18 protein-coding genes are annotated in these 26,711 nt (G+C 72.0%); 6 read left to right on the forward strand and 12 right to left on the reverse strand.

Annotated elements, in window-relative coordinates; genetic code table 11:
• Window positions 1–63 precede the first annotated feature (63 nt).
• The 4 genes from BLT97_RS15180 to crcB all read right to left on the reverse strand — a co-directional run bounded on the left by BLT97_RS15180 (window position 64) and on the right by crcB (window position 5,597).
• Window positions 64–3,996: a Pls/PosA family non-ribosomal peptide synthetase gene (locus BLT97_RS15180; RefSeq protein WP_093610273.1), complete on the reverse strand. Its 3,933-nt coding sequence runs from the start codon at window positions 3,994–3,996 to the stop codon at window positions 64–66.
• A 423-nt stretch (window positions 3,997–4,419) separates the two neighbouring features.
• Window positions 4,420–4,725 (reverse strand): hypothetical protein, encoded by a 306-nt coding sequence (locus BLT97_RS15185; RefSeq protein WP_176953773.1) that lies wholly within the window; start codon window positions 4,723–4,725, stop codon window positions 4,420–4,422.
• Window positions 4,726–4,803: 78 nt separating this feature from the next.
• A complete protein-coding gene (locus tag BLT97_RS15190) occupies window positions 4,804–5,160 on the reverse strand; it encodes a fluoride efflux transporter FluC (RefSeq protein ID WP_093610275.1) in 357 nt (118 codons plus the stop codon).
• On the reverse strand, window positions 5,157–5,597 hold the full coding sequence (gene crcB / locus BLT97_RS15195; RefSeq protein WP_093610277.1) for a fluoride efflux transporter CrcB: 441 nt from the start codon (window positions 5,595–5,597) through the stop codon (window positions 5,157–5,159). The genes BLT97_RS15190 and crcB overlap by 4 nt, the downstream gene beginning before the upstream one ends.
• A gap of 254 nt (window positions 5,598–5,851) precedes the next feature.
• Here crcB and BLT97_RS15200 point away from each other — a divergent pair, with 254 nt between their 5' ends.
• Together BLT97_RS15200 and BLT97_RS15205 are read left to right on the forward strand one after the other, a co-directional pair.
• Complete coding sequence (locus tag BLT97_RS15200; RefSeq protein WP_176953774.1) at window positions 5,852–6,223, forward strand: STAS domain-containing protein; 372 nt, start codon at window positions 5,852–5,854, stop codon at window positions 6,221–6,223.
• A 96-nt stretch (window positions 6,224–6,319) separates the two neighbouring features.
• Window positions 6,320–7,531 (forward strand): low temperature requirement protein A, encoded by a 1,212-nt coding sequence (locus tag BLT97_RS15205; protein WP_093610281.1) that lies wholly within the window; start codon window positions 6,320–6,322, stop codon window positions 7,529–7,531.
• 101 nt (window positions 7,532–7,632) lie between these two features.
• Here the strand turns inward: BLT97_RS15205 and BLT97_RS15210 are convergent, their stop codons facing one another.
• Window positions 7,633–8,850 carry a beta-ketoacyl-[acyl-carrier-protein] synthase family protein gene (locus BLT97_RS15210; protein ID WP_093610283.1) on the reverse strand — a complete coding sequence of 406 codons (1,218 nt, stop codon included), beginning with the start codon at window positions 8,848–8,850 and terminating at the stop codon, window positions 7,633–7,635.
• Window positions 8,851–9,329: 479 nt separating this feature from the next.
• Between BLT97_RS15210 and BLT97_RS15215 the strand changes: the two genes are divergently transcribed.
• Complete coding sequence (locus BLT97_RS15215; RefSeq protein WP_093610285.1) at window positions 9,330–10,766, forward strand: PP2C family protein-serine/threonine phosphatase; 1,437 nt, start codon at window positions 9,330–9,332, stop codon at window positions 10,764–10,766.
• A gap of 236 nt (window positions 10,767–11,002) precedes the next feature.
• On the opposite strand, the gene BLT97_RS15220 is transcribed toward BLT97_RS15215, so the two are convergent.
• On the reverse strand, window positions 11,003–12,499 hold the full coding sequence (locus BLT97_RS15220; RefSeq protein ID WP_093610287.1) for a DNA-binding protein NsdB: 1,497 nt from the start codon (window positions 12,497–12,499) through the stop codon (window positions 11,003–11,005).
• A gap of 232 nt (window positions 12,500–12,731) precedes the next feature.
• On the opposite strand from BLT97_RS15220, the gene BLT97_RS15225 reads away from it, so the two are divergent.
• Window positions 12,732–13,895, forward strand: coding sequence for an aminoglycoside phosphotransferase family protein (locus BLT97_RS15225; protein WP_093610289.1), 1,164 nt, complete (start codon window positions 12,732–12,734; stop codon window positions 13,893–13,895).
• A gap of 156 nt (window positions 13,896–14,051) precedes the next feature.
• Here BLT97_RS15225 and BLT97_RS15230 read toward each other — a convergent pair whose 3' ends face one another.
• From BLT97_RS15230 to BLT97_RS15255, 6 genes are all read right to left on the reverse strand, one after another.
• Entirely contained in the window at window positions 14,052–17,255 is a 3,204-nt protein-coding gene (locus tag BLT97_RS15230) for a ThuA domain-containing protein (protein WP_093610291.1), read from the reverse strand.
• 70 nt (window positions 17,256–17,325) lie between these two features.
• Window positions 17,326–18,201 carry a sugar phosphate isomerase/epimerase family protein gene (locus BLT97_RS15235; RefSeq protein ID WP_093610293.1) on the reverse strand — a complete coding sequence of 292 codons (876 nt, stop codon included), beginning with the start codon at window positions 18,199–18,201 and terminating at the stop codon, window positions 17,326–17,328.
• Window positions 18,198–19,409 (reverse strand): ABC transporter substrate-binding protein, encoded by a 1,212-nt coding sequence (locus tag BLT97_RS15240; protein ID WP_093610295.1) that lies wholly within the window; start codon window positions 19,407–19,409, stop codon window positions 18,198–18,200. Before BLT97_RS15240 ends, BLT97_RS15235 begins: the two co-directional genes overlap by 4 nt.
• On the reverse strand, window positions 19,406–20,440 hold the full coding sequence (locus BLT97_RS15245) for an ABC transporter permease (RefSeq protein WP_093610297.1): 1,035 nt from the start codon (window positions 20,438–20,440) through the stop codon (window positions 19,406–19,408). Before BLT97_RS15245 ends, BLT97_RS15240 begins: the two co-directional genes overlap by 4 nt.
• 34 nt (window positions 20,441–20,474) lie before the next feature.
• Window positions 20,475–21,473, reverse strand: coding sequence for an ABC transporter permease (locus BLT97_RS15250; RefSeq protein ID WP_093610299.1), 999 nt, complete (start codon window positions 21,471–21,473; stop codon window positions 20,475–20,477).
• On the reverse strand, window positions 21,470–22,960 hold the full coding sequence (locus tag BLT97_RS15255) for a sugar ABC transporter ATP-binding protein (protein ID WP_093610894.1): 1,491 nt from the start codon (window positions 22,958–22,960) through the stop codon (window positions 21,470–21,472). The genes BLT97_RS15250 and BLT97_RS15255 overlap by 4 nt, the downstream gene beginning before the upstream one ends.
• A gap of 315 nt (window positions 22,961–23,275) precedes the next feature.
• On the opposite strand from BLT97_RS15255, the gene BLT97_RS15260 reads away from it, so the two are divergent.
• Together BLT97_RS15260 and BLT97_RS15265 are read left to right on the forward strand one after the other, a co-directional pair.
• Window positions 23,276–24,460, forward strand: a complete 1,185-nt coding sequence (locus tag BLT97_RS15260; protein ID WP_093610301.1) for an ROK family transcriptional regulator — start codon at window positions 23,276–23,278, stop codon at window positions 24,458–24,460.
• Between the two features lie 300 nt (window positions 24,461–24,760).
• Window positions 24,761–26,692, forward strand: coding sequence for an N-acetylmuramoyl-L-alanine amidase (locus BLT97_RS15265; RefSeq protein WP_093610303.1), 1,932 nt, complete (start codon window positions 24,761–24,763; stop codon window positions 26,690–26,692).
• Window positions 26,693–26,711 lie beyond the last annotated feature (19 nt).

A 26,711-nucleotide genomic window follows, 5' to 3' on the forward strand; every position in this document is an offset into this window, starting at 1 on the left:
GCTTCCCTGTCGCACTCGTCGCTCGTCCGCGGTGCTGCTCCCGCAGCTCCGCGTGGAGCCGGCTCAGGGGCGCCAGGCCTCGATCGGGTTGCCGAGCCAGCGGGTGTCCGCCGGCAGCGACTCGCCGGCCATCACCAGCGACGCGGGGCCCAGGGTGCTCCGGGCGCCGACCTCGCTGCCGGGCAGCACGATTCCGCCCGGGCCCAGGGTGGCGCCCTCGCGGAGGACCACAGTATCCGTCCTCAAGATCCGATCGTGGAAGAGGTGCGTCTGGAGCACACAGCCGCGGTTCACGCTGGTCGCGGTCTCGAGGGTGACCAGGTCGGTCTCCGGCAGCCAGTAGCTCTCGCACCACACGCCCCGGCCGATGTGCGCGCCAAGGCCCCGCAGCCACAGGTTCATCACGGGGGTGCCGGGCAGCGCACCGGCGAGCCACGGGACGGCCAGCATCTCGACGAATGTGTCGGCGAGTTCATTGCGCCAGACGAAGCCGCACCACAGCGGATGCTCGCCGGTGCGATGCCGTCCCACGAGTGCCCACTTGGCCCCGACCGACACAAGGCAGGCCAGAACTCCGGCGGCGATGAGGACGCAGCCGCCGAGCAGCGCCGCGAGCCAGAGCCCGTACGAGGCAAAGGCGGTGAGCAGCGCGGCGGTGAGCAGGAGCAGGGCCGCCGAGCACAGCACCGGGACGATCCGGCACAGTTCGACGAGGGCGCGGGCCAGGCGCAGGCCGGGCGGCGGCGCGTAGGTGCGGCTGTCGTCGGCGTCGGCGGCCGCGCGCGGCAGCTTCACCGGCGGCAGGCCGAGGTACGAACTGCCCTTCTTGGCCTTCTTCGGAGTGGCCGACAGGACGCCGACCAGCCCGTCGTCGGGCACGCTGCGGCCGGGCGCGGTCATGCCCGAGTTGCCGAGGAAGGCGCGCCGGCCGATCTCGGCCCGCCCGATCCGCACCCAGCCGCCGCCGAGTTCGTAGGGGGCGGTGAGCGTGTCGTCCGCGAGGAACGCGCCCTCCCCGACCGTGGTCAGGCTCGGCAGGGCGAGGACGGTGGAGACCTCGGCGCCGCGGCCGATGCGCATGCCGAGCAGCCGCATCCACACGGGCGTCACCAGGCCCGCGTACAGCGGGAAGAGCACCTGCCGCGACAGGTCCATCAGCTGGGTGACGGTCCACGCCTGCCAGCCGGTGCGGCTGTGCGTGGGGTGGGTGCCGGTGCGCAGCCCCAGGCTCAGGAGCCGTACCCCGCACAGGATCAGGAGGGCGTACGCGAGGCCGAAGGCGAGGGTCGCGGGGACGAGCGCGAGTGCGGCGCCCCGTACGGCTTCGGCGAACGCGGCCTCGGCGGGCAGGAAGGCACGGGCGACGAGCAGGGCGGGCACGGCGGCGGCGACCGGGAGCAGACCGAGCGCGATACCGGTCAGGCCGTACATGACGCGCCAGTGCACGGCGCGCGGCGGCCGCTGGGCGGGCCAGTCGCGCTTGGCCCTGCCGGTCTTCTCGGCGGGCGAGCCCGCCCAGCGCTGCCCGGTGGGGATCTGACCGCGTACGGCCGAACCGGGGGCGACCTCGGCGCGCTTGCCCACGCGGGCTCCCGGGAACAGGATGCTGCGCGTGCCGACCACCGCGCGAGCGCCGACCTTGACGGTGCCGATGTGCAGCCGGTCGCCGTCCAGCCAGTGGCCCGACAGGTCCACCTCGGTCTCCACCGCGCAGCCGCGGCCGAGTTTGAGCAGCCCGGTGACCGGCGGCAGCGAGTGCAGGTCGACGTCGGGTCCGACCTTCGCGCCGAGGGCGCGCGCGTACCGCTCCAGCCACGAGCCCGTGAGGGAGGTGGCCCCGGTGCACTCGGCCAGCCGCTCGGCGGTCCACAGCCGCAGGTGGACGCTGCCGCCGCGGGGATACGTGCCGGGCTGCACGCCTCGCAGGAGCAGCCGGGCACCGCCTGCGGCGAGCGCGAGGCGGCCCGGCGGGGTGAACAGGAGCAGGGTGCCCGCGCCGATCAGCCACCAGGACGCGGTCGGCGCCCAGGCGTACGGGCCGAACCATTGAAGGGCGTTGCCGAGCGCGGCCAGCGCCACGGTCCAGCGCAGTCCGACGAGCGTGAACAGCGGGATCATCAGGAGCAGTTGTACGGCCTGGGCGCGGACCGGGAGCGGTTCGATGCGCCGCGCCGTGCTGTCCTCCTGGACCGACTTCTCCAGGCGCCGGGCCAGTTTGCGCAGGACGGGCCGCTCGTAGATGTCGAGGACGGCGGCCGACGGATAGCGCTCGCGCAGCCGCGTGGTGAGCTGGGCCGCGGCGAGGCTGTTGCCGCCGATCGCGAAGAAGTCGTCGGTGGCGCCGGTGACGGGGATGCCGAGGGTCTCGGCCCACTGTTCGGCGAGCCAGGCCTCGGTGCCGTACAACTGCTCGCTGCCGCCGGGGGTTTCCACGTCGGGGAGCGGCCACGGCAGGGCGTTGCGGTCGACCTTGCCGGAGGTGCGGGTGGGCAGGTCGTCGACGGGGGCGAGCAACGGGACCAGGGCGGCGGGCAGTTCGGCGCGCAGCCGCTCGACGGCGCGGGCGTGGTCGAAGCCGTCCTGCGTGACGATGTAGCCGACGAGCAGCTGGTTTCCGCTGCGTGCGGTGCGGACGGCGGCGGCCGCGCCGGCGATGCCGGGCAGGGCCTGAAGGGCGGCGTCCACCTCGCCGAGTTCGATGCGCCGGCCGCCGAGTTTGATCTGCTCGTCGCCGCGGCCGAGGAAGACCAGGCCTTCCGGCTCGGCCTTCACGAGGTCGCCGCTGCGGTACGCGCGCTGCCAGCCCATGGACTCCAGGGGCGCGTACTTCTCGGCGTCCTTCTCGGGGTCGAGGTAGCGCGCGAGGCCCGCGCCGCCGATCACGAGCTGGCCGCTCTCCCCCATCGGGACGGGGCGGCCCTGCTCATCGACGACCACCAACTCCCAGCCGTTCAGCGGGAGTCCGATCCGGATGGGCTCCTCGCCGGTCATGAGGGCGGCGCAGGCCACCACGGTCGCTTCCGTCGGGCCGTAGGTGTTCCAGACCTCGCGGCCCTCGGTGACCAGGCGCTGGGCGAGCTCGGGCGGGCAGGCCTCACCGCCGAAGATCAGCAGGCGGACGTCGGCCAGCGCCTCGGGCTCCCACAGGGCGGCGAGCGTGGGCACCGTGGAGACGACGGTGATCTCCTGCTCGATCAGCCACGGGCCGAGGTCGGCGCCGCTGCGGACCTGCGAGCGCGGCACGGGCACAAGACAGGCGCCGTACCGCCAGGCGAGCCACATCTCCTCGCAGGAGGCGTCGAAGGCCACGGACAGACCGGCCATGACGCGGTCCCCCGGGCCGATCGGGTCGTCGGTCAGGAACAGCGCGGCCTCGGCGTCCACGAACGCGGCGGCGCTGCGGTGGCTGACGGCCACGCCCTTGGGCTTGCCCGTCGAACCCGAGGTGAAGATGATCCACGCGTCGTCGCCGGTGCCGGGGCGAGCGGCCGGGTGGTCGGCGGGCTTGTCCACGGTGAAGGTGTGGCCCGCGCCGATCACGGTCCGCACGTCCGCCTCGCCGAACACCAACTCGGCGCGCTCGTCCGGGTCCTCGGCGTCCACCGGGACGTAGGCGGCGCCCGCGGCGAGCACGGCGAGGATCGCCACGTACAGGTCGTTGGTGCCGCTCGGCACGCGTACGCCGACGCGGTCGCCCAGGCCTACGCCCGCCTCGTCGAGCCGCTGCCGTAGCTGCTCCACCTCCGCGGCCAGGGCCCGGTACGTCAGGCGGCGGGTGCCGTCGTCCAGGGCGAGCTCGTCGGGGTGGGTGCGCACGGTGGCGTCGAGGACGTCGACGAGGGTGCGGGCCGGGGCGGCCGGTCCGGCGGTGAAGTGGGCCAGGTCGTCGAACGGTTCGCTCAGCTCCGCGTCGAGCAGCGTGAGTTCCGCGCTCGTGAACTCCGAGCCGGCGAACTCCTCGCCGGTGAGCTGGGCGTTCGTACGGGTGACGTCCATCGGGTCCCATCGTCGAGGCCACGGCTGCCCAGGGGTGGTGCCGTCCGACGCGGCGGGGTGCCGGTGCCGGTCGTACGGCGGGTGGTGCCGATGCGTCCCTGGTTTGCCCGGGGTTGTCCGGCCTGACGCCGAACAACCGGCTTATCCTAGTCGGCCGCCGGTGGGCGGGCCTGGCGGAATGCGGGGCGGGGGGCGTGATTGCGGCCACGTCGGCGATACGGGGCTGGGCGGGCCCTCGGGCGCGGCCCAGGGCGAGGGCGGCTCGGGACGGGGGCAGCTCAGGCGGGTCCGGCTCCGTACGAGGAGCAGGTCGGGTGAGGGCGGCTCCGTACGAGGCGCAGGTCGGGCGAGGGCGGCGCCGTACGAGGGGAGCTCAGGCGCGTGCGGCTCAGCGCGCGTGGCGCAGCCTGCGCAGGAGTGCTCTCATGCCGCGGCGTGGGGTGCGGTGCGTGGCGGCCGTGACGGCGCCAGCGCGATACGGGGATGCCGCCCGATCGCCCAGGTCGTCCGGGCACAGGAGCGGCGCCTTGCGCCTTCCGCCTGGGCGGTGATCCCCTGGTGCGCCTCGTAGGCGGTCACGCGGAAGGCCTCGTCGTACGCGGCCATCGCCGCCGCGACCCCCGCGCCACCTGTCCCGCGCCTGCGGACATGGCGGGCGAGCAGCGCGCACAGGCCGAGCACGGCGGCGAATCCGGCGGACAGGAGGGCGTACGCGAGCAGCCCGGCCATGGTGGTCAGCTTAGGCAGGCGAATCGACGGCTGGGGCGGATGCCGGGCAGCTCAAGGGGCCCGGGCCACGAAGGCCGCTCAGAAGGCCTGGGCCAGCGTCAGGCCGACGTACGCCGCGCCGAGGCCCGCGAGCACACTGCCCAGCGCGTTGGCCGCCGCCTGGAGGCCGGCGCCGCCGCGGGCGAGTGCGAGCGTCTCGTACGAGAAGGTCGAGTACGTGGTGAGGGCGCCGCACAGGCCCGTGCCGAGGAACAGCAGCGCGTGGCTGGACAGCGCGGCGCCGGTGAGGAAGCCGAGCAGCACGGAGCCCGCCATGTTGGCCGTGAAGGTGCCCCATGGGAAGCCCGTGGCGTGACGGGCTTGGACCGCGCGGTCGGTGAGGTAGCGCAGCGGGGCGCCGAGCATGCCGCCGGCCAGGACGAGCAGCCAGGTCATACGGGGACTCCCAGGGCCTTGCGGGTGGCGGCGGAGGCGAGCCACACGGCAGCGAGGGCCGCGGCGAGCGTGCCGGCGAGGTAGGTGAGCGCCGTCGCCGGGTGGCCGCGCTCGATGAGGTGCTGAACGTCCACCGCGTAGGTGGAGAAGGTGGTGAAGCCGCCGAGGACGCCCGTGCCGAGGAAGGGACGCACGAGGGGCGGGACCCGCCGGCCTGTCTCGGTGACCGTGACCATCAGGATGCCGATGAGCGCGCAGCCGACGACGTTGACGCAGAGCGTGGTCCACGGGAAGGCGTCCATGGCCGTCGGCCAGGCGCGCGAGGCCGCGTGGCGCGCGACGGCGCCGATGCCGCCGCCGAGGGCGACGGCCGCGAGGACGGAGGCCTGGTGCGGCTTCTGCCGGGATGCGGCGGCCGTGTCGGGATCGTGCTGCACTGCGGCACCTTATCCGGCCGTCTCCCCACCGCACGGAAACTAACGCACCGTCACCATCACGATTCAAGCCAGACTGGCCACCAACCTCCGTTATTCATCGTACGGTTGGGGGTACGGACCGCCCTGAGCGGGGATGACACGGATGGCGCCGCACCGCCGCAGCTTCCGCTTGTGACGGCCGGCGCCCGTACCGACGCAGCCCGCGGAGGATATTCGTCACTCCGCGTCACAGGATGGGGGCCTCGGGAGTGGCCATGGGGACCGCGGACTTCACGTTCGGCCTGGAGCACCGCACGGCCGGCAGCACCCTCTTCCTCCTGCTCAGCGGAGAACTCGACATCTGGGCCGACGAGCAACTGGCGCCGCGCGCGGCCCGGTTGATCCCGAGCGCGAGACCCGCGGTCGTGGTGGATCTGCACCATGTGACCTTCCTCGACGCGGGCGGAGTGCGGCTGCTGCTCGGGATACGGCAGCGGGTGCGGGGGCGGCACGGGACAGTGCGCCTCGTCCGGGCGCACGGCCAGCCGCTGCGGGTGCTGCGGATCACGGGACTCGAGAACGGGTTCGACCTCTGGGACGGGGAGCCCGACGACCAGGCGGGACACGGACCGGCCGTGCCCGCCTGAGCGCCGGCGGCCGGTCGGCCGGAGTGTCACCGGCGAGTTGTAGGGTGCCCGCAGCGCGGCCGGTGGGGGCCGCATCGAGTGCCAAGTGGGGGGCCAGTGCCGGCGGGCAGCAGTTCATCGCGTCTGATTCCGACCGGGGACGACCATCGGGTCACCCCGGCCGAGCTGTTCTTCGATCTCGTCTTCGTCTATGCCATCACGCAGGTGACCGCACTGATGGCGGACCGCACCTCGGCGGGCCGGATCGCGGGCTCCCTCGTGGTCCTCGCGCTGCTGTGGTGGTGCTGGTGCTGTTTCGCGTGGCTCGGGAACGTGGTGCGCGCGGACGCGGGGGCCCTCTTCGCGGTGCTCGTCGCGGTGATGGCCGTGATGCTCGTGGTGGCGTTCGCGATCCCCGAGGTGTACGGCGACCGCGTGGGCGGCGTGGACGCCCCGCTGGTGTTCGTTCTCTGTTACGGGGCCGTGCGGCTGCTGCACCTGGTCTCGTACTGGATATCGGCGCCCGGCGACGCCCGGTTGCGGGCGACCGTGCGCCGCATCGCGCTCACCTCGGTGGCACCGCCGTTCGCCCTGCTCCTCGTGGGTGCGGCCTTCGACGGCGCGGTGCAGATCCTGATCTGGGCCGCGGCGATGCTGCTCGACTACGCGATGGTGTTCCTGACGCGCGGCTCCGGCTGGCGGGTCGCCTCGCCGGCGCACTTCGCGGAGCGGCACAGCCTCATCGTGATCATCGCGCTGGGCGAGTCCATCGTGGCCATGGGCGTCGGCATGGCGGGCTATCCGCTGACGTGGCCGCTGATCGCCGCGGCGGTCTGCGGCCTCATGGTCGCGGCCGGCCTGTGGTGGATGTACTTCCGCAAGGTCAGCGAACCGGCCGAACACCGGCTCGCCCAGGTGCAGAACGAGGAGCGCACCAAGCTCGCGAGCGAGGTGTACACGTATCTGCACCTGCCCGTCATCGCGGGCATCGTCCTGACCGCGCTCGGCGCCAAGTCCGCGATGCACCAGATAGCCGACACCGGGCACTACGAGCTGTCCGAGCCCCTGCACGGGATCGTGGCGTGGGCGCTGTCCGGCGGCGTGGGGCTGTTCCTGCTCGCCTCGGCCGCTGTTCTGGCCCGGGTGTCGGGGCAGGGGTCACTGGTGCTGCTCGTCGGCGGCGGGGTCTGCCTGGTGAGCGGTCCGGTGGTGGCCGCGGTGCCCGCGCTCGTCGCGCTGGCCCTGCTCGCGGCGGCCGTCGCGGGGATGGCGGCGCTGCATTCGCGGGTGGCGCGGCCCGCGTTGGGGGCGGCGCCCGGCGAAGCCTGAGCGCCCGGACGGCGCCGGGCACGTCGTCCCGCCACGGCGTCCACGAAGTCGGCCGCGGTGGGCACGGGCGCTCCCCCGGCAGACGGGAGCGCCCCCTGCCCTCACGCGGCCGCGCGGAACACCAGGCTCACGTTGTGCCCGCCGAACCCGAAGGCATTGGTGAGCGCCGCGCCCCAACTGCCCCTCCGCGGGCCGCCCTTCACCAGATCGAGGGAGACCGCGGGGTCGGGGTGGTCCAGGTTGCGGATCGCGGGCACCGCGCCCTCGCGCAGTCCGAGCACCGCGGCGACCGCGGCCACCGCACCGGAGGCGCCGCACAGGTGCCCGATCTGCGACTTCACGGCCGTGACGGCCGCCCCGTCGCCGACCACGGTCGCGATCGCCTCCGCCTCCACCACATCACCGGACGGAGTCGAGGTCGCATGGGCCTGCACCACGCCGATGTCGGCCGCGGTGACTCCGGCCGAGGCGAGCGCCGTCCGCATGGCCTGCGTCTGGCCCTCCGCGTCGGACGCCGTGATGTGCGCGGCGCTCGACGAGACGCCCGCACCCGCGAGCCATGCATGCACCCGCGCCGCACGGGCCCGGGCGAAGGAAGCGCGCTCCAGGACCACGATCCCCGCGCCCTCCCCCATCACGAACCCGCTGCGCCCCGCGTCGAACGGGCGTGACACGGCCGCCGGTTCGCCGTCGTCCACCGAGAGCGCCTTCATCTGCGCGAAGGCGGACAGCGTGAACGGATGCAGACAGGCCTCCGCGCCCCCGGCCACCACCACGTCCGCGCGCCCGGCCCGGATCAGGTCGAGGCCCGCCGCGATGGCCTCCGATCCGGAGGCGCAGGCGCTCACCGGGGTGTGGGCACCCGCCTTCGCGCCGAGTTCCATGCTCACCCAGGCCGCGGGCCCGTTGGGCATCAGCATGGGGACGGCGTACGGGGACAGCCGGCGCGCGCCGGAGCGCTCGTACGTGTCGTCCTGACCGAGCGTGGTGAGCACCCCGCCCGTGCCGGTGCCGATCACCACCGCGAGCCGCGTCCCCTCCACCTGCGGGGCCCCGGCGTGCTGCCAGGCCTCCCGGGCGGCGAGCAGGGCGACCTGTTCGCAGCGGTCGAGCTTGCGCGCCTGCACCCGGCCGAGCAGCTCGGCCGGGTCGCCCGGCAGAGGCGCCGCGACCGAGACGGGCACCTCGCCCGCCCACTCCTCCTCGATCCGCCGCACACCCGAATCGCCCGCGAGCAGGCCCTCCCAGGTCGTCGCCGCGTCCATGCCCAGCGGAGTCAGTGCTCCGAGTCCCGTGACGGCCACCGCATCGTCGTACATATCGCGCCTCTTCTCGGGGTGAGTAGGAGGTCCACAAGACCCGGCCCCGCCCGGGAGCCGGGAACTTGATCACCTGAACTCGACACTTCCAGACAACAGGGGCGCTTACGGATGCTGTCGGCCGCAGAGCCTGCCGAGAGGATCTTGTAGGGTTACGACAATGCGTACACCAGTCCGACCAGGCATGAAGGGGTGCGTGCGGGGCACGCGGGACCGAGGCGCCGATCCGGCCAGATGCGCGACACCAAACCGCGCCGCGCCACCCGCCGGGAGCGGCGGCTTACAACTCCCTTAAGGAACAGGGGGATTGGCTTTCGGCCATCACAACGGCCAGCAGGGCAGGTGGACTTTGACATATGCCAGAAGCACCACCGTATCGTGTCTTGCCAAATCCCTTACGGGGCCCACTGACCTGTGCAAGAGTCATAACCGGCCCTTCCGTCAGACTTGGTTGTACCGCGCCTGTATCGGAGTACGAGATGCCGTCCCATATTTTCGCGGACCGCCCCGCCGCACAGCCGCCCGAGCGCGGCACCGTCGACGCGCTGATCCAGCAGACGCGCCGGCTCCGCGGTGAGGTCGACGCGGTGCGCCGGGACGCCGTGACGGACGAGGACGACCCCCAGGGCCGCTGGCAGCGCGCCCTGTGCGAGCTGGCCGTGCATCAACTCGACGACCTGGACGACCACTTGGCGCAGCTGCGCGACGGGGGGCCGGCCGACCTCGACCAGCAGGAGATCCTGGAGAACCTCGAGGCGGAGCTGGCGCCGCAGCCGGGCCGCGGCTCGCTCCTGAGCCGCGTGGGCAGCGCGGAGTGGAACCTTCTGACGGACGAGGTGGTGTGGTCCGGCGAGCTCTACGCGATCTTCGGCCGCTCCCCCGAGCAGCCGCCGCTCACCCTCGACGAGCTGCCCACGTTCGTCTTCTCCGAGGACCGCGACCTGCTGACGCAGATGGTCACGGACTGCCTGATCGACGGCCGTCCCATCGACGGCGAGTTCCGGATCGTGCGCGACGACGGCAGTGTGCGCACGCTGCACATGATGGGCGAGCCCGTGCTCGACGCCGACGGCAGCACCGCTTCCATGTGGGCGGTCCTGCGTGACGTCAGCGAGCTGCGCCGCAGCCAGCTGGCCCTGCGCGAGACCCGTGACTCGCTCCAGCGGCAGCGGCACATCGCGCAGACCGAGCACCGGCTGGCGGTCGAGTTGCAGGAGGCCGTGCTGCCTCCCTGGCGCGGCCCGCTGCGGTTCCCGCACGGCTCCCCCGACGTCCTGGACCTCGCCGCGCACTACCTCCCCTCCTCGAGCAGCGCCCTGATCGGCGGCGACTGGTACGACGCACTCGCCCTGCCCGACGGCGAGACGCTGCTCAGCGTCGGCGACCTCACCGGCCACGGGGTGACGGTCACGTCGGGCATGGCGATGCTGCTCGGCGCGCTGCGCGGCATGGCCGTGGCGGGCGCCGAGCCCGGCAAGCTGATGGGCTGGCTCAACCAGCTCCTTGACGCCTCGGTCCAGCCGGCCCTGGGCAGCGCGGTGTGCTGCCGCTACAACCCGCACACCCGCACCCTCACCTGGTCCCAGGCCGGCCACCCCGCGCCGCTGCTGTTCCGCGACGGCACGGGGCGCGCCCTCGACGCCCCCGACGGCGTGCTCCTCGGCGCCACGTCCGGTGCGGTCTACGAGCAGGCCAGCGAGCAGCTGGAGCCGGGCGACCTCCTGGTCCTGCACACCGACGGCCTCGCTCCGCACCGCGACGGCGAGGCGTCCCGCGCACGGCTCCTGTCCCTGGCCCCCCGCTTCGCCACCGCCCGCACGGCACAGGACTGCGTCCGGGCCGTGGTGGAGGAGTTCGGCGAGCGGGGCGAACGGGAGGACGACGCCTGTGTGTTGGTGGGGCTGGTCGGCGGGTGAGGTGACCTCCGGCACCGCCCCGGCATCTGCGCAGCACGCACCGGCACACGACCCCCCACCAAGTGCGGGCAGGCGTACGCCACTTTGGAAGCCAGGCCGAAACCAGGCAGGGCAAAACGCCGCACGCACCCGTAACGAACCACGGCCGCAAGGGCACTCAGCACTGAGCCCCCGTGCGCCGCACCACCTCCGCGTCACGGCACCCCGACGACACCACCCCGCAGTCGAGCGGCCCTTCAGGCCCGCGCCGTCCCCGCACCCCCCGACTTCGCCCGCTTCGGCAGCGCCAGCTGGATCTCCTCGCGGAGGTCCTCGATCTTCGGATAGCCCGCGTACTGACCAGTGAGCCGGTACATCTCCCGCAGCCGGTCCCAGGTCCGGTGCGAGGAGGTCTCGCCCATGGACATCAGCGCCAACCGTGCGTAGCGGTCCGCCTGTTCGGGGTCGTCGGCGATGAAGCAGGCCGAGGCGAGGGAGATGTAGTCGAAGATCTGGGAGCGCTGGCGGCCCTTGGCGCGCAGTTCCAGTGCCTCCTTGGCGTGGCGTTGCGCGACCGCGGCGGCCGAGGGGTCATGGTCCGCCAGGGTGCGGTACGCCAGGGCCTGCATGCCGTGCATGTCCGCCTCGTCGAACATCTGCATCCAACTCGGCGGCGGCACATCGCCCTTGTCCGAGACGAAGAGGTCCTCCGCCTCGCCCAGGGTGCGGCGCATGGCCTGGCCCTTGCCCATGGACGCCTGTGCCCAGGCCTCGATGGTGTAGAGCATCGCCTTCGTGCGGGGCAGGACTTCCTCGCCCGAGCCCGACTTGGCGAGCTTCATCAGGTCGAGAGCGTCGTCGGGCCGGCCCAGGTGCACCATCTGGCGGGCCGCCCGCGAGAGCGCTTCGCCGGCGCGCGGCCGGTCGCCGCCTTCGCGGGCCGCGTGGGCCGCGATGACGAAGTACTTCTGGGCGGTCGGTTCGAGGCCGACGTCGTGGGACATCCATCCCGCGAGCACGGCCAGGTTGGCAGCGACGCCCCACAGGCGGCGCTGGAGATGGTCGGGGTGGCGGTACGAGAGCATCCCGCCGACCTCGTTGAGCTGGCCCACCACTGCCTTGCGCTGCAGCCCGCCGCCGCGGGCCGCGTCCCAGGCGCGGAAGACCTCGACCGAACGCTCCAGTTCCTCGATCTCCTGCGACCCGATGGGGGCGGCCTCATAGCGGTCGTACCCAGCGGGGTCGGCGTGCAGGGGGTCGTGGAATCTGGGCGCGTCGGCGGAGAGGGCCGGATCGGTGTGCAGCCAGTCGTGCATGGCGCTGGTGAGTGCGGAGCCCGCGGCAAGCGCGGCGCCCGCGCCCACCAAGCCGCGTCGGTTGAGCATGAGGTCCATTCCCGTGAATTCGGTGAGGACCGCAGCAGTCCGCTCGGGCGCCCACGGCAGTGTGTCGGGGTGTTCCGCCTCCCGGCCGCCTTGCCGTTTCCCCATGCGCCCGTGCCGGACCAGACCGAGGTCCTCGATGGTCACGACACGGCCAAGACGCTCGGTGAACAATGCGGCAAGTACCCGCGGCACCGGATCGCGCGGGATCTCTCCCATGTCGATCCAGCGGCGCACACGCGAAGTGTCGGTCGCCAGCTGCGGGTGGCCCATGGCCGCCGCCTGCCGGTTGACCAGCCTCGCGAGCTCTCCCTTGGACCAGCCGGCCAGGCCGAACAGGTCACTCAGTCGGGCATTTGGTCCGCTGCTCACGTCAAGCCCCCAGGTTCTCGGCTGAGTTGACAGTAACCCTCTGTCAGTTGCTGAGCGACTATTCGCCAGGGTTCGCCAGGGTGCACTCGCTGGTTCGCCACACCCGCTCGGGTGTCAGGTAGGAATGCGCCACCCCGACCCGGCGGCCGCACCGCATTCCCCAGGGTGCGAGCGGCAGTCGGGCCGGGCAGCGCAAGTGACTCGTCGGCGCACGAAGGGATCTGTCTCGCCCATGTACACAGCATCGTCCTCCGTGTCCGCCCCGCCCCGGCCGTCCACCACCCGGCAGTCCGGGGGCCCCTACCTCGCCCCCGCCCGCCCGGCGGGCGTCGTGCCGGGCACCGGTCGGACGCTGCGGGCTCCGGGCGCACCAGGCGCTCGGGGGGCCGCGGGGTTCGGCACTCAACCGCTCAGCGGGAGACTCGACTTGTCCGGCCCCCAGGGCGCCCAGCTGCGTACGGCTGTCGCGTCGGTGCACCGGATCTGCCCGGAGTTCAACCCGGTGCAGGTGCTGCGCCGCAGCGGACGCTCCGTTCTGCTCGTCGGTACGACGGGACGTATGACTGCGGTCGCGAAGTGCTTAGTGGATCACTCGCCGGCGTGGTCGGAGCGGATCCGCCATGAAATAGCCACGTACCGATCTTTTGTGAGGCACCGGCCACCGGTCCGTGTGCCGCGGCTGATCGCCGCCGATCCCGAGAATGGCACTTTGGTGATCGAGCGGATGCCCGGCCGGGTGGCGGCCCTGCAACGCCATCCGGCCGAGGCGCCGCCGCGTGCCGACATCAGGGCCACGCTCGGGGCGATCTGCCGGCTCAACGCATGGCGGCCGCCGGCCGGGATGTTCGACGCCCCGCTGGACTACGCGGCGCGGATCAACCGGTACCACGAGCTGGGTCTGCTCACGGACCGGGACCTGGGCGATCTGCAGAAGCTGCTGCACGGCATCTCCAAGTCCGCGGGCAGCGGCTCGATGGGCCAGTTCTGCCACGGCGACGCCCTGTTGTCCAACATGCTCCTGTCCCCCGCCGGCCCGGTGCTCGTCGACTGGGAGCACGCCGGGTGGTACCTGCCGGGTTACGACCTGGCGACGCTGTGGGCGGTGCTCGCCGACGCACCGGTCGCGCGCCGTCAGATCAGCCAGCTCGCCCAGTCCGCGGGCCCGGCGGCCCGTGACGCCTTCCTGGTCAACCTGATGCTGGTGCTGACCCGGGAGATAAGGACCTACGAGATGGCGGTGCAGCGCACGATGCGCGAGGCGACCCCGGCGGCACCGGGCCCGGCCCATCCTGGTGCCGCGCCGTCCGGCGAGGAACAGCGGCTGCTGCTCAGGCGGCTGCACGACGACTGCGCTCTGGCCCGCCGGGCCGTGAGGGCGGCGGTCGGCACTCGCTGACGGGGAGCGCGAAGGCCCCTCGTTACTCCCCCGCACAGGGGCGTATCGAGGGGCCTTTGCCTGCGGTCCCGGCTCCCTTGGTGATCAGGGGGAAGCAAAGGAGCCGGGACCGCTCCGGGCTGCTCCGCACGAAACGCCGAGCAGCTGTCGTACGGGCTACTCGCTGTGGAAGGTCACCGCGTCCAGGTCGTACGGACTGGCCTGCGGCGAGGTGAAGACCAGGTACAGCTTGTGTGTGCCGGCCAGCGCCTCCACCGGCGTCTTCACCGTCTCCTGGTAGGTGTCCCAACCACCCGTGTTCTGTACGGGGGTGGTGGCGAGCAGCTTGCCGTCGGGGGCGTCCGCGCGCAGTTCGATCGCGCCGACGCCGTAGGGCGAGGACACCTTGTAGCTGATCGAGGCGATGCCCTCGACGCTCATCGGTTCGAAGGCCACCCAGTCGCCGTTGCCGATGTCACCGATGCGCTTGCCGTTCTCGGCGCCGGCCTGCGAGACGATCCGAGTGCCGGACTGGTCGTCGTAGTACTCGGCCTGCTTGTGCTTGGGGTGCATGACGGAACGGCCATAGCCGGTCAGCGCGCTCGCGCCATTGCCTCCCTTGTCCGTGTACTTGGCGTTGAGGACGTAGGTGAGGTCCGCGCCCTCGGGGTGACCGCCGAGGTCCCCGGTGTCCACCGTGCCCTCGCAGCCCGGGATGTCGGTGGTCGGGTGCTCGTGGTCGTCGTGGCCGAGCGCCGGGTTGACGGTGACCTTGGTGCAGTCGATCGGACCGTCCTCCGGGTCGGTGACGGTGACCTTGTACGGGATCTTGTCGCCGAAGGTGATCAGCTTGCCGTCGACCGGGGTCTCGATCTTCACCACGGGTGCGGTGTTGCCCGCAGTGATGGGGATGTTGGCGAAGCCCTCCTTGCCGGTGGAGTCGGTGACCTTCAGCTGGGCGTTGAAGTCGCCCGCGGTGGTGTAGGTGTGGGACGGGTTCGCCTCGGTGGAGTCGGAGGTGCCGTCTCCGTCGAAGTCCCAGGAGTAGGTGAGTGCGTCACCATCCGGGTCCTTGGTGCCCTCGCTGGAGAAGTCCACCTTCAGCGGGACGGGCCCGTTGGTGGCGGAGGCCGTGGCCTTGGCCACCGGGCTGCGCTTGCCCTGCGCGTAGTCGATGCGGAAGAGACCGGAGTCGTTGTTGCCGCCGCCGAACTCCGAACCCCATTCGAGGACGTAGAGCGAGCCGTCCGGACCGAAGGTCATGTCCATGGGCTTGGCGAACTTCATGGAGGTGAACAGGTCGTTGATCTTGAGCAGCTTCTCGTCCCGGTCGAAGCGCATCTCCTTGACGTCGTTGCGCGCCCACTCGTAGAAGAAGCTCGCCCCGTCGAAGTAGGCCGGGAACTTGGTCTCGGAGGTGCTGTCGGCGTTGTAGCGGTAGACGGGACCGCTCATGGGCGCGGAGCCGCCCGTGCCCATCTCCGGGAATTCCTCGGACTCACCGTATCCGTACCAGACTTCGGGCTGCTGGAGCGGCGGCAGGTCCTTCAGGCCGGTGTTGTTCGGGGACGGGTTGGTGGGCTTGGCGCAGTCGAACTTGGCGCCGACCTCACCGGTGTCCGGGTTGTACGGGGCGTAGGCCTGGTTGTTGCCGTGGCAGAACGGCCAGCCGAAGTTCCCCGCCTTCTTGATGACGTTGTACTCGACCAGGCCCTCGGGTCCGCGGTCGGTGGTGGGGGCGCCGCGGTCGGGCCCGTAGTCGGAGACGTGGGCGTAGCCGGTCTTCGGGTCGACGGTGAAGCGGAAGGGGTTGCGGAAGCCCATGGCGTAGATCTCGGGGCGGGTCTTGTCCGTGCCGGGGGCGAAGAGGTTCCCCTTCGGGATGGTGTAACCGCCGGTGTCCTTGGGCCTGATGCGCAGGATCTTGCCGCGCAGGTCGTTGGTGTTGCCCGCGGTGCGGGCCGCGTCCAGGCGCCCCTTGCCGGGGCGCCAGTCGATGGGCGCGTAGCCCTGCCAATCGGGGTCGAGGTTGGGCGGGACGTCGTCGCCGGTGGACAGGTACAGGGTGCGGTTCGGGCCGAACTCGACGGCGCCGCCCGTGTGTCCGGGCTCGGGGAAGGAGCGGTCGCGGTACGCGGGGACGTCGAGCAGCTTCTTCTCGCTGGCCGGGTCCAGCTTGCCGTCCTTGACGGTGAAGCGGGAGAGGCGGTTGATGTCCTCGGTCGCGCCCGCGGGTGCGTAGTAGAGGTAGATCCAGTGGTTCTCGGTGAAGGACGGGTCGAGTTCGAGGCCGACCAGGCCGTCCTCGCCGCCGGTGTAGACGTCGAGCTTGCCGGCCTCGGTGGTGGTGTGGGTCGCGGGGTCGAAGACCTTCACCTCGCCGCTGCGCTGGGCGTAGTAGACCTTGCCGTCCTTGGCGACGTCCAGCTCCATCGGGTCGGCGGTGTTGTCGTCGAGGGTGACCTTCTCGTACGCGTTCCAGACGGTGCCGCCGCAGTCGCCGGCCGCCGTGCCCGCGGCCCACTTGAGCCCGCCGACCACGTGGTCGCGGAAGAACTCCTCGGTGTACGAGGCCTTGTCGTGGCCCATCGCGGTGGCCCAGACGCGGCCGCCCTCGGTGCCGCGGCACCAGGAAATCGGGTGGTCGGCGCCCATCGCGTCGCCGCCGGGGTTGTACGTGGTCTCGTCGGCGGTGACGAGGACGTGCACGTCGCCCCGGGGGTTCTTGTCGAAGTTGTACCACTCCTCCGGGCGCTCCCAGCGCTCGGGAAGTCCCTTGGTGGAGGGGTGCACGCGGTCCGCCACCTTCGCGGTGCCCTGGAGCACGCCGGGCGAGTGCGAGGGCATGTGGGCGCCGGCGTTGATGGTCTCGTCCCACCACGGGAACTCGTTCTCGACGCCCATGTCGAGGGTGTTGTGGATCGCGACGACGCCCTTGCCTGAGCGTACGAACTTCTGGAGCCCCTCCTTCTCGGCCTCGGTGTCCCAGACCATGCCGGAGTTCTGGAGCATGACGATGGCGTCGAAGTCGTTGAGGGCCGGGTCGGCGAAGATCTTGGAGTCGGCGCTCTTGACGATCTCGAAATTGTGCTCGGCGGCCTCCTCCTCGAACATCTTGATGCCGTCGGGGATCGAGCCGTGGACGTAGCCCACGGCCTCGGTGAACACGAGCGCGCGGAAGGCGGGGGCCTTGCGGTCCTCCGTCTCGGCGGCGGTCGCGGGCAGCACGCCCCCGACCAGGAGCAGTCCGCCGAGTCCGGCGATCAGGCCTCTGCGGGCGCGGCGGTGACGGCGGGCTCTTCGGGGGTCGGGCGAAGAGGGCGACCGGGTGCCGGACGGTTCCGTCCCGGCCGATCGGGTGTCACCCGCATGACATCCCATGAGGGTTCCTCTCTGTCGTAACGGCCTTGCGGGGGTGCCGGATTGTCAGAGCGGTGGTGCGTGTGGGGGTTCAGGAGCGCGCGGCGAGCAGCCGGCGCAGGAAGCCCAGGCCCGCGGTGGCGATGGTGTCCTGGGTCGGGGCGAGCGGGCGCCAGACGGAGGCGGCGACCGCGATGGTCTCGTTGTGCGCGGTGAAGGACTCGATGCAGAGCGGCCCGTGGAAGTCCACGTCGTCGAGGGCGTCGAGGAACCCGCTCCAGTCGAGGTGGTCGCTGCCGGGCGCTCCCCGGTCGTTGGCGCACACCTGGACGTGGGCGATGCGCCCGGCCGCCGCGCGGACGGCGGCGGGCAGGGAGTGTTCCTCGATGTTCTGGTGGTACGTGTCCAGCGCGATGCCGATGCCTTGCGCGGGCAGTCCGTCCAGGCCTTCGAGGGTCTGCCCGACGGTGTTGAACAGGCTGGTCTCGTACCGGTTCAGCGGCTCGACGCCGATGCGGACGCCCGCGCGCTGCGCGTACTCCACGACGGGTGCGATGTTCCCGCGCCATTCCTCGTACGCCGCCTCGCGCTCGCAGCGGTCCATTCGCCAGGTGCGCCCGACCGCCGTGTAGACGGGCCCGGCGACGACCGGCGCGCTGATCGCGTGCGCGGCGTCCACGCAGCGGCGCAGGTAGTCCTGGGTGGCGCGGACGGTCTCGCCGCTCGCGCGGACGAGGTTGCGGTCGGGCGGCATCACGGCGATCACCGCGGCCGGGCGCAGGCCGGCGGCCTCCAGGAGTTTCACGGCCGCGGCGGGCTCCCAGTCCGCGGCCTGCTCCAGGGGCAGTTCCACGCAGTCGAAGCCCCACCCGGCCAGGCGGGGCAGCACTTCGGCGAGTGCCGCCTGCCCGACCGGGGAATGCCAGATCCACGGGTTGGCGCCGATCTTCCGTACGGGAGCTGTCACTTGCCGCCCCAGTCCTTCGGGAAGCCGGGCAGGTCCTCGCAGCCGCACATGGCGTAGTGCAGCGGCGGCATGCCCTCCTGGAGGTAGTCGTCCAGGTTCTCCTCGGTGACGGTGGGCTGCGGGAGCTTCCACTCCTTGGGCACCTGCTTGCCGGCGAGGATGTCGAGGGCGGCGATCACGGGGGTGCGCCACTGGAAGGTGGGGTAGGTCGGGGCGATCGCGGTGAGCTTCTTGTCCTTCCATGCCTTCAGGAAGTCCTGCTGGTCCTCGCCGGTGATCGGCGGCACGTCCACGCCCGCGTCCTCGAAGGCCTCGATCGCGGCGACGGAGGTGGCGCCCGCGTCCATCCAGACGCCGTCGATCTGGCCGTGCCGGGAGATGGCGTCGGCGACGATCGACTTGGTCTTGGCGGTGTCGCCCTCGGTGAACTTGATTTCCACGACGTCGAGTTCGCTCTTGTCGAAGGCGACCTTGGCGGCCGACCAGCGGTTCTCCAGGACGTCCACGCCGGGCGAGATGCGCAGGGCCAGGATCTTGCCCTTGGGCTTCACCTTCTCGACCAGGAAGTCGGCGGCAACCGAGCCGTACCCGTATCCGCCGATGGGGTTGATGAAGGTGACGGGGCAGTCGGTCTGCACGCCGCGGTCGAAGACGATGACCGGGACCTTCGCGCAGGCGGCCTCGACGGCAGGGGTGAGGGTGGCGGTGGTGTTGGGCGAGACGATCAGGGCGTCGCAGCCCTTGCCGGTGAGCTCCTCGATGTCGGAGATCTGCTTGTCGTCCTTGCCCTGCGCGTCCAGGACGGTGAACTTGGTGATCTCCTTGTGCAGCTTCACCTCCGCCTGCATGTTCTTCAGGCCGACCTGCCGCCAGGGGTTGAAGACACCGGCGTTGGAGAAGCAGAGATGGGTGCCGGCGAGGCCGCCCTTCTTCTTGAACTCGGCCGTGTCCCGCATCTCCGGCTCGAGCATCTGCTCCCAGGGCTTGTCCGCCGGCCCTTCGGGGGTGACGTCCGCGAGCCTGATCTGCCGCTCGTACTCGTCCTGTTCGAAGAACTTGGACTGCTCGGTGGCCTTGTCGTCCTGGCTCTGCGAGGCGGAGGCGCCGGGGGATGCGGGCGGTGCGTCGCTGGAACAGGAGGCGAGCAGGACGGCGGCGAACACCGCGGCGCCCGGCGCGAGGAGTCTGTGCTTCCTGAGGGGTGTCATGAGGGTGTCCCTCCCGGGGAGTCGGCACGACGGCGGAGACGCGAGCGGTCGGCGGCGCCGCGGACACGGGACCAGTTGGCGGCCCCGAGACCGACGGCGGCGATGACGATCACGCCCTGGACGGTGGACTCCAGGGCGCCGGAGACGCCTTGGAGGTTGAGCAGGGTGAACAGGGCCTGCAACGAGAAGGCGCCGGCCATCGCGGCCACCACGGAGCCGCGCCCGCCGCCGAGCACCACACCGCCGAGCACGACGGCGGTGATGGCCTCGAACTCCAGGCCGCGCCCGGCCTGGGCGGACACCCCGGAGAAGCCGCCGACGAGGACCGCGGCGAGCGCGGCGGCGACCCCGGACAGAACGAAGGCGAGGACGCGGACGCGGTGCACCCGTACACCCGCGAGGGCCGCCGTGCGCTCGCTGTCTCCCGTGGCGAGCAGCGTGCGTCCGTAGTCGCGGCGCATCAGCCAGACCGCGAACGCGCCGACGGCGAGGCAGACGAGGACGGCCCAGGGGAGCCAGCCGAAGGCCGAGTTGCGGCCGAGGGCGCGGAAGTCCTCGGGCAGCACGCCCTTCGGCGAGCCGCCGGTCCAGTAGAAGACGGCGCCTTCGAGGATCAGCATCATGCCGAGCGTGGTGATGAACGACGGCACGCGCAGGGCCGTGGTGATCAGCCCGTTGGCCAGGCCCACGACCGCTCCGGCGAGCACCAGGGCGAGGCTGATGACCAGCCAGTGCGCGTCGGGGAACGAGCCGTACAGCTGGGCGGCGACCACGACGCCGGCGGTCACGATCGCCCCTACGGACAGGTCGAACTCGCCGCTGACGATGACCAGGTACTGGCCGGCCGCGAGGATCACGAGCGGTGCGGCGCGTTTGACGAAGGCGAGGAAGCGGTCGAGTTCGTAGAAGCCGGGATCGGTGACCGCGAGGGCGAGCAGGAGCACCACGAGCAGGGCGTAGACGGGGATGCCGGTGCCGAGCGCGGCGGCAATCCGCTTGTACGGGGCGGGGGTTGCGGTCGCGGTCGTCATGCCGTCCCCTTTCCGCGCCGGGCCGCTTCGCTGGTCATGCGGTCTTCCTTCCGCGCCGGGCGTACAGGGCGACGGCCGCGATGATCACGACGCCGCGTACGACGTTCTTGAAGAAGGGGTCGACGGACAGCTGGTTGAAGACGCTGTCGAGGACGGCGAGGATCAGCACCCCGCCGAGCGTGCCCGCCACTCCCCCGCGGCCGCCCGCGAGCGCCGTGCCGCCGAGCACCACGGCCGCGATGGACTCCAGGTCGTAGCGCGCCTCGGTGCCGGCCCAGGGAGCGCCCGCGCCCAGCCGGGAGGCGAGGAACAGCGCGGCGGCGCCCACGCACAGCGAGCAGATGACGTGTGCGACGACCACGGTGCGGCGGGTGCGGACCCCGGAGAGGCGGGCCGCGTGTTCGTCGCCGCCGGTGGCGTACATGTGGTGGCCGAGGCGGGTGCGGCGGGTCAGGAACCACACCGCGGCTGCGACGGCGGCGAGCAGGAAGACGGAGACGGGCACGGGTCCGATGCGGTCGTACCCCAAGTGCCGGAAGGAGGCGGGTACTTGGCCTGCCGGCCCGGTGTAGTTGTCCTCGATCCAGCCGCGCAGGATGAACGCCGTGCCGAGGGTGGCGATGAAGGCGTTCACCTTGAGCCCGGTGACGATCAGGCCGTTCGCCAGGCCCACCGCCACGGACAGCGCCAGGACGGCGAGGACGCCGGTGACCACGCTGCCGTCCTGCATGGTCTCGGCGGCCACGAGCGTGCCGAGCGAGATCAGATACGCCACGGACAGGTCGAGCGATCCGGTGAGGATCACCGCGCTCTGGCCCACGGCGACCAGGCCAAGTGCCACGCAGTTCGACAGGATCGTGGTGATGTTGGCGCGGGCGAAGAAGCTGCCGCCGTCGAGCGTGACGATCAGCCAGCCGAGCACGATCACGACGGCGGCCGCGAGCCAGACGCCGACGGCCGGATCGGTGAGCTTCACCCGGCGCGGCTTCGGGCCGGGCTGCGCCACGGCCGGGGCGAGTGCCGTCGGGGTCATGCGGCGGCCGTCCCTTCGTCTGCGGGCCCCGTGGCGAGGCGCATGATGTCCTCCTCCGGGGCGCCGGCGGGCAGTTCACCGGCGAGCCGGCCGTCGCTCATCACGAGGATGCGGTCGCTCATGCCGATGAGTTCGGGCAGTTCGGAGGAGATGATCAGGACGGCGAGGCCTTCCTTGGCCAGGTCGCGTACGAGGGTGTGGATGGCGGCCTTGGCGCCGACGTCGACGCCGCGGGTGGGCTCGTCGAAGAGCAGCACCTTGGGGGCGGCGGCGAGCCATTTGGCGATGACGACCTTCTGCTGGTTGCCCCCGGACAGGAACTGCACCTGCTGGTCGGAGCCGCCGCGGGCCTGGAGCCGTACGCGGTCGAGGAGGCCGGCGAGACCGCGCGCGGCGCTCGCGTGCTGCTGTCCGGGGACGGCGCGGGTGACGAGCAGGGCGTTGTCGCGTACGGACTGGCGCAGTGCGAGCCCTTCGCCCTTGCGGTCCTCTGTGACGAGCGCGATGCCGGCGCGGATGGCCTCGCGGGGGCTGCGGGGCCGGAGCGTGCGGCCGCCGACAGTCATGTCGCCCTCGGTGAAGGGTGCGGCGCCGAACAGGGCCCGTGCGAGCGAGGTGCGTCCCGAGCCCTGGAGGCCGGCGATCCCGGTGACCTCGCCGGAGCGCAGGTCCAGGTCGATGCCGTGCAGCCGGCGGTTGCCGCCGCCGCGCAGCGTCAGGGCGGTGCCGCCCGTCTCGCCGGGCCTGGCACGCGGCGGGTAGTAGGCGCCGAGTTCGCGTCCGACCATGGCGCGGACGATCGTGTCGGTGTCGGTGTCGGCGGTCGGCACGGTGGTGACGTGCCGGCCGTCCTTCAACACCGTGATGCGGTGCGAGAGTTCGAAGACCTCGCGCAGGCGGTGCGAGATGTAGAGGATGCCGAGACCGCGGTCCGCGAGCCGCCGCACGAGCGCGTGCAGGAGCCGGGCCTCGTGCTCGGCGAGCGGCGCCGTCGGCTCGTCCATCACAAGGACGCGGACGTCGGAGGCGAGCGCCTTCACGATCTCCACGGTCTGCCGGCGGGCCACGGACAGGTCGCGGACATGGGCGCGCGGCGAGACACCGCTCTCCCCGAGCTCGGCGAGGAGTTCGCCGGTGCGGCGTTCCATGGCCCGGCGGTCGACCATGCCGTAGCGGGTGGGCTCGCGGCCGAGGAAGACGTTCTCGGCCACGGTGCGGTGCTCCAGGAGCGCGAACTCCTGGTGGATGATGCCCACTCCGGCCGCCTGCGCCTGCTGCGGGTGGGTGAACGCATGGGTCGTGCCGTCGAGTTCGATGGTGCCGCTGTCCGGCACGTGCTCGCCGGCCAGCACTTTCATCAGGGTCGACTTGCCCGCGCCGTTCTCGCCCACGAGGGCGTGCACCTCGCCGGCGGCGAGGTCGAGGCTCACGTCGTGGAGCACCCGTACGCCGAGAAAGCTCTTGGACACGTTCCGCATCGTGAGCAGTGGTGCCGCTCCCCCGCCCGGCGGCGGGGCCTCGCGCGTGGCCGGCATATGCAGATCTCCCTCGGCAGTCCTTCGGCAAACCCGTGACGGACGTTCGGCAGTCGTGCGGCGGTCGTTCGCGGTTCTCGGCGGTCGCTCGGCGTCATGCGACAGATAGCGGTTTCTGCAACCCACCGCCGAGCAATGTCCTGGCCGCGCTTCTACCTGTCAAGGGTCCAAGTAACGTTCTGCACAAGGTTTTTGACGGGGACTTATGTCGATGGTCGAACACCAGCAGCCTTGTAAGCAGCGGAAGAGGGCCTCTATGGTGACGCCATGCCGACGGCCCCCGAATCCTCCGCCTCCGCGGGCGCTGTGCTCGCGCTGATCCGCTCGGGCTCCGTGGAGACGAGGGCCGACATCGCGCGCCTGACGGGCCTGGCCCGCTCCACGGTGTCGCAGCGCGTGGACGCCCTGATCGCCCACGGGTTCGTCCTGGAGGACAACGCCGACGGCGGCTCCACGGGCGGCAGACCGCCCCGCCGGCTCCAGCTGCGCCGGGGCGAACACGCCGTCGCGGGGGTCGACTTGGGCGCCTCACACTGCCGGGTCGCACTGCTCGACCTCACCGGCGCCACACTCGCCCAGCGCGAGGACCCGCTGTCGATCGCGGACGGGCCGCAGGCGGTGCTCGGGCATGTGGAGAAGACGCTGCACGCGCTGCTCAAGGAGGCCGCGCACGCCCCGGAGACGCTGCAGGCGATCGGCGTCGGGGTGCCGGGCCCGGTGGAGTTCACCACGGGCCGCCCGGTCGACCCGCCGATCATGCCCGGCTGGCACCACTACCCCATCCCGGAGTTCTTCGCCGACCGCTTCGGCGTGCGCGCCCTCGTCGACAACGACGTGAACGTGATGGCACTCGCCGAGCAGCGCCTCGCCTTCCCGGAGACCCGCTATCTGCTGTACATCAAGGTCGGCACGGGCATCGGCTGCGGCATCATCGCCGACAGCCGGTTGCACCGCGGGGCCCAGGGCAGCGCCGGCGACATCGGCCACATCCGCGTGGCCGACGACACCGAGCCCTGCCGGTGCGGGAACTCCGGCTGCCTGGAGGCCGTGGCCGGCGGCGGGGCGCTCGCGCGGCGCCTCACCGAACTGGGCGTGGACGCCGCGAGCGGCAGCGATGTCGTCCGGCTGGTCAAGTCCGGCAACCGGGACGCGGTACGGATGGTCCGCGAGGCCGGACGCGCGGTCGGCGAGGTCCTGGCCGGACTGGTGAACTTCTTCAACCCGGACACCGTGGTGGTCGGCGGTGCGCTCGCCGCCGTGCACGACCAGCTGCTCGCCGGGGTGCGCGAGGCGGTGTACCGGCGTTCGCACCCGCTGGCCACGCACGTGCTGCGGATCGAGCCGAGCCGTACGGGCGAGAACGCCGCGGCGGTCGGCGCGGGCATCCTCGCCATCGAACACGCCCTGTCGCCCGATCAGGTGGACCGCGCCCTGGCAGCGGTCGCCGGCTGACCGCATAGCGAGACGCCACACCGAGGTGGCGGCTCGTCATCCTGCCTGCTCAACGGCGCGCATTGGTCCATTCCACTGACGCGGCGCAGGCCGCGCGACCACCGGGACGGAAACCGCCGAACCACGCGCTGACGTGGGAAATCCCGTGCGCTGTCGCATGATTGACGGATCGTCGGGCAAGCGGTACCACTGTCCTCGCCCGGCCCCGTACGCCCCACGCGCCCTTGGCGCCCCACCGTCCCGGAGGCTGCTTTGCGACGACGACCCCACCCCGCCCAGGCCGCTGCCGTCCGCAGACGAGTGCCGAGGAAGGCGGGTGCGGTCGCCACGGCCGCGCTGCTGCTTCCGCTCGTGGCGGCCGCGCCGTCCGGGCAGCAGGCGCCGCAGAGCCGGCTCCAGTCGGCGTTCGGCGCGGCGGCGGCCGAGTACCAGGTCCCGCAGAGCGTCCTGCTCGGCGTGGCGTATCTGCAGTCGCGCTGGGACGGGCACGGCGGTGCGCCGAGTGTGGCCGGTGGCTACGGTCCGATGCACCTCACGGACGCCGCCACCGCCCTCAAGGCCGAGGCTCCGCATCACGGCCACGGCGACGAGGACGCGCGTGGGGACTCCTCCCGCCCCGCGCGCGTCCCGGAGGCGAAGCTGCCCGACGCCTCCGAACTGCCCGACCGGCTCAAGACGTTGACCCGCGCGGCCGAGCTGACCGGCATCTCCCCCGAGCAGCTGCGCACCGACCCTGCGGCGAACCTGCGCGGCGGTGCGGCCCTGCTCGCCGAGGCGCAGAAGAAGGCCGGCAAGCCGCTGAGCGACGACCCCTCGGACTGGTACGGGGCCATCGCCGCCTACTCCGGCGCCGACGACAAGGCCACGGCCGCCTCGTACGCGAACGAGGTCATGGCCGTGATCCGCGACGGCGCCGCGCGCACGACGGACTCCGGCGACCGCGTCACGCTCGCGGCGACCGAGGCCGCCACGCCCGATGCCGCGCAGCTCGAAGGGCTCGGTCTGCGACGCGCGGCGGAGGGCGCGACCGACTGCCCGCCCACGGTGTCCTGCGAGTGGATCCCGGCTCCGTACGAGGAGTTCGGCGAGGGCGACTACGGCAACCACGACAAGGCGAACCGGCCGGTGGACCAGTCGATCGACTACATCGTGGTGCACGACACCGAGGGCCGCTGGGACACGGTGCTCAAGCTGGTCCAGGACCCCACGTACGTGTCCTGGCAGTACTCGCTGCGCGCCACCGACGGGCACATCGCCCAGCATCTGAAGCTCAAGGACGTGGGCTGGCACGCGGGCAACTGGTACATCAACAGCAAGTCCATCGGCCTGGAGCACGAGGGCTTCCTGACCCAGCCCGACACCTGGTACACGGAGGCGATGTACCGGTCGTCGGCCCGCCTGGTGAAGTACCTGGCCAAGCGGTACGACATCCCGCTGAACCGTCAGCACATCCTCGGCCACGACACCGTGCCGGGCCCGACCACGGCCAACATCCGCCAGATGCACACCGACCCCGGCCCGTACTGGGACTGGCAGCACTACTTCACGCTGCTCGGCAAGCCCTTCCACCGCAGCGCCCCGCCCAGCGGCGGCCTGGTGACGATCCTGCCGGAGTACGAGGAGCACACCCCGGAGTTCACCGGCTGCACCAAGGCCGGCGAGAAGTGCCCGGCGCACGGGTCGAGCGCGGTGCGGCTGTACACCGAGCCGCGCAAGGACGCGCCCCTCATCAAGGACATCGGTCTGCGGCCGGACGGCAGCCCGTCCACGATCGGCGTGAACGACCTCGGCTCGCGGGTCTCCACCGGTCAGCAGTACGCGGTCGCCGAGCGCCGGGGCGACTGGACGGCGATCTGGTATCTGGGCCAGAAGGCCTGGTTCGAGAACCCGAAGAAGCAGCCGACTGCCGTGGACGCGGCGGGCACCGTGATCACGCCGAAGGCCGGGCGTGCGGAAGTGCCGGTGTACGGCCGGGCCTACCCGGAGGCGGCCGCGTACGAGGGCACGGGGATCCCCCCGCAGCCGGTCTCGCCGCTCCCGTACAAGCTGCTCGCCGGCCAGGAGTACGCGGTGGGCGGCAAAACGCCCGGCGAGTACTACTTCGCGCCGGTCTTCGACACCTCCGGGCACAAGGTGGTGCGCGGCAAGGACGAGTACTACGAGATCCAGTTCGGGCACCGGGTGGCGTTCGTGCGGGCGGCCGACGTGGAGGTGAAGTCCTCGCGCGGTTGACGGCAGCCTGACCGGCAAG

This window comes from Streptomyces indicus (assembly GCF_900100315.1).
Classification (GTDB): domain Bacteria; phylum Actinomycetota; class Actinomycetes; order Streptomycetales; family Streptomycetaceae; genus Streptomyces; species Streptomyces indicus.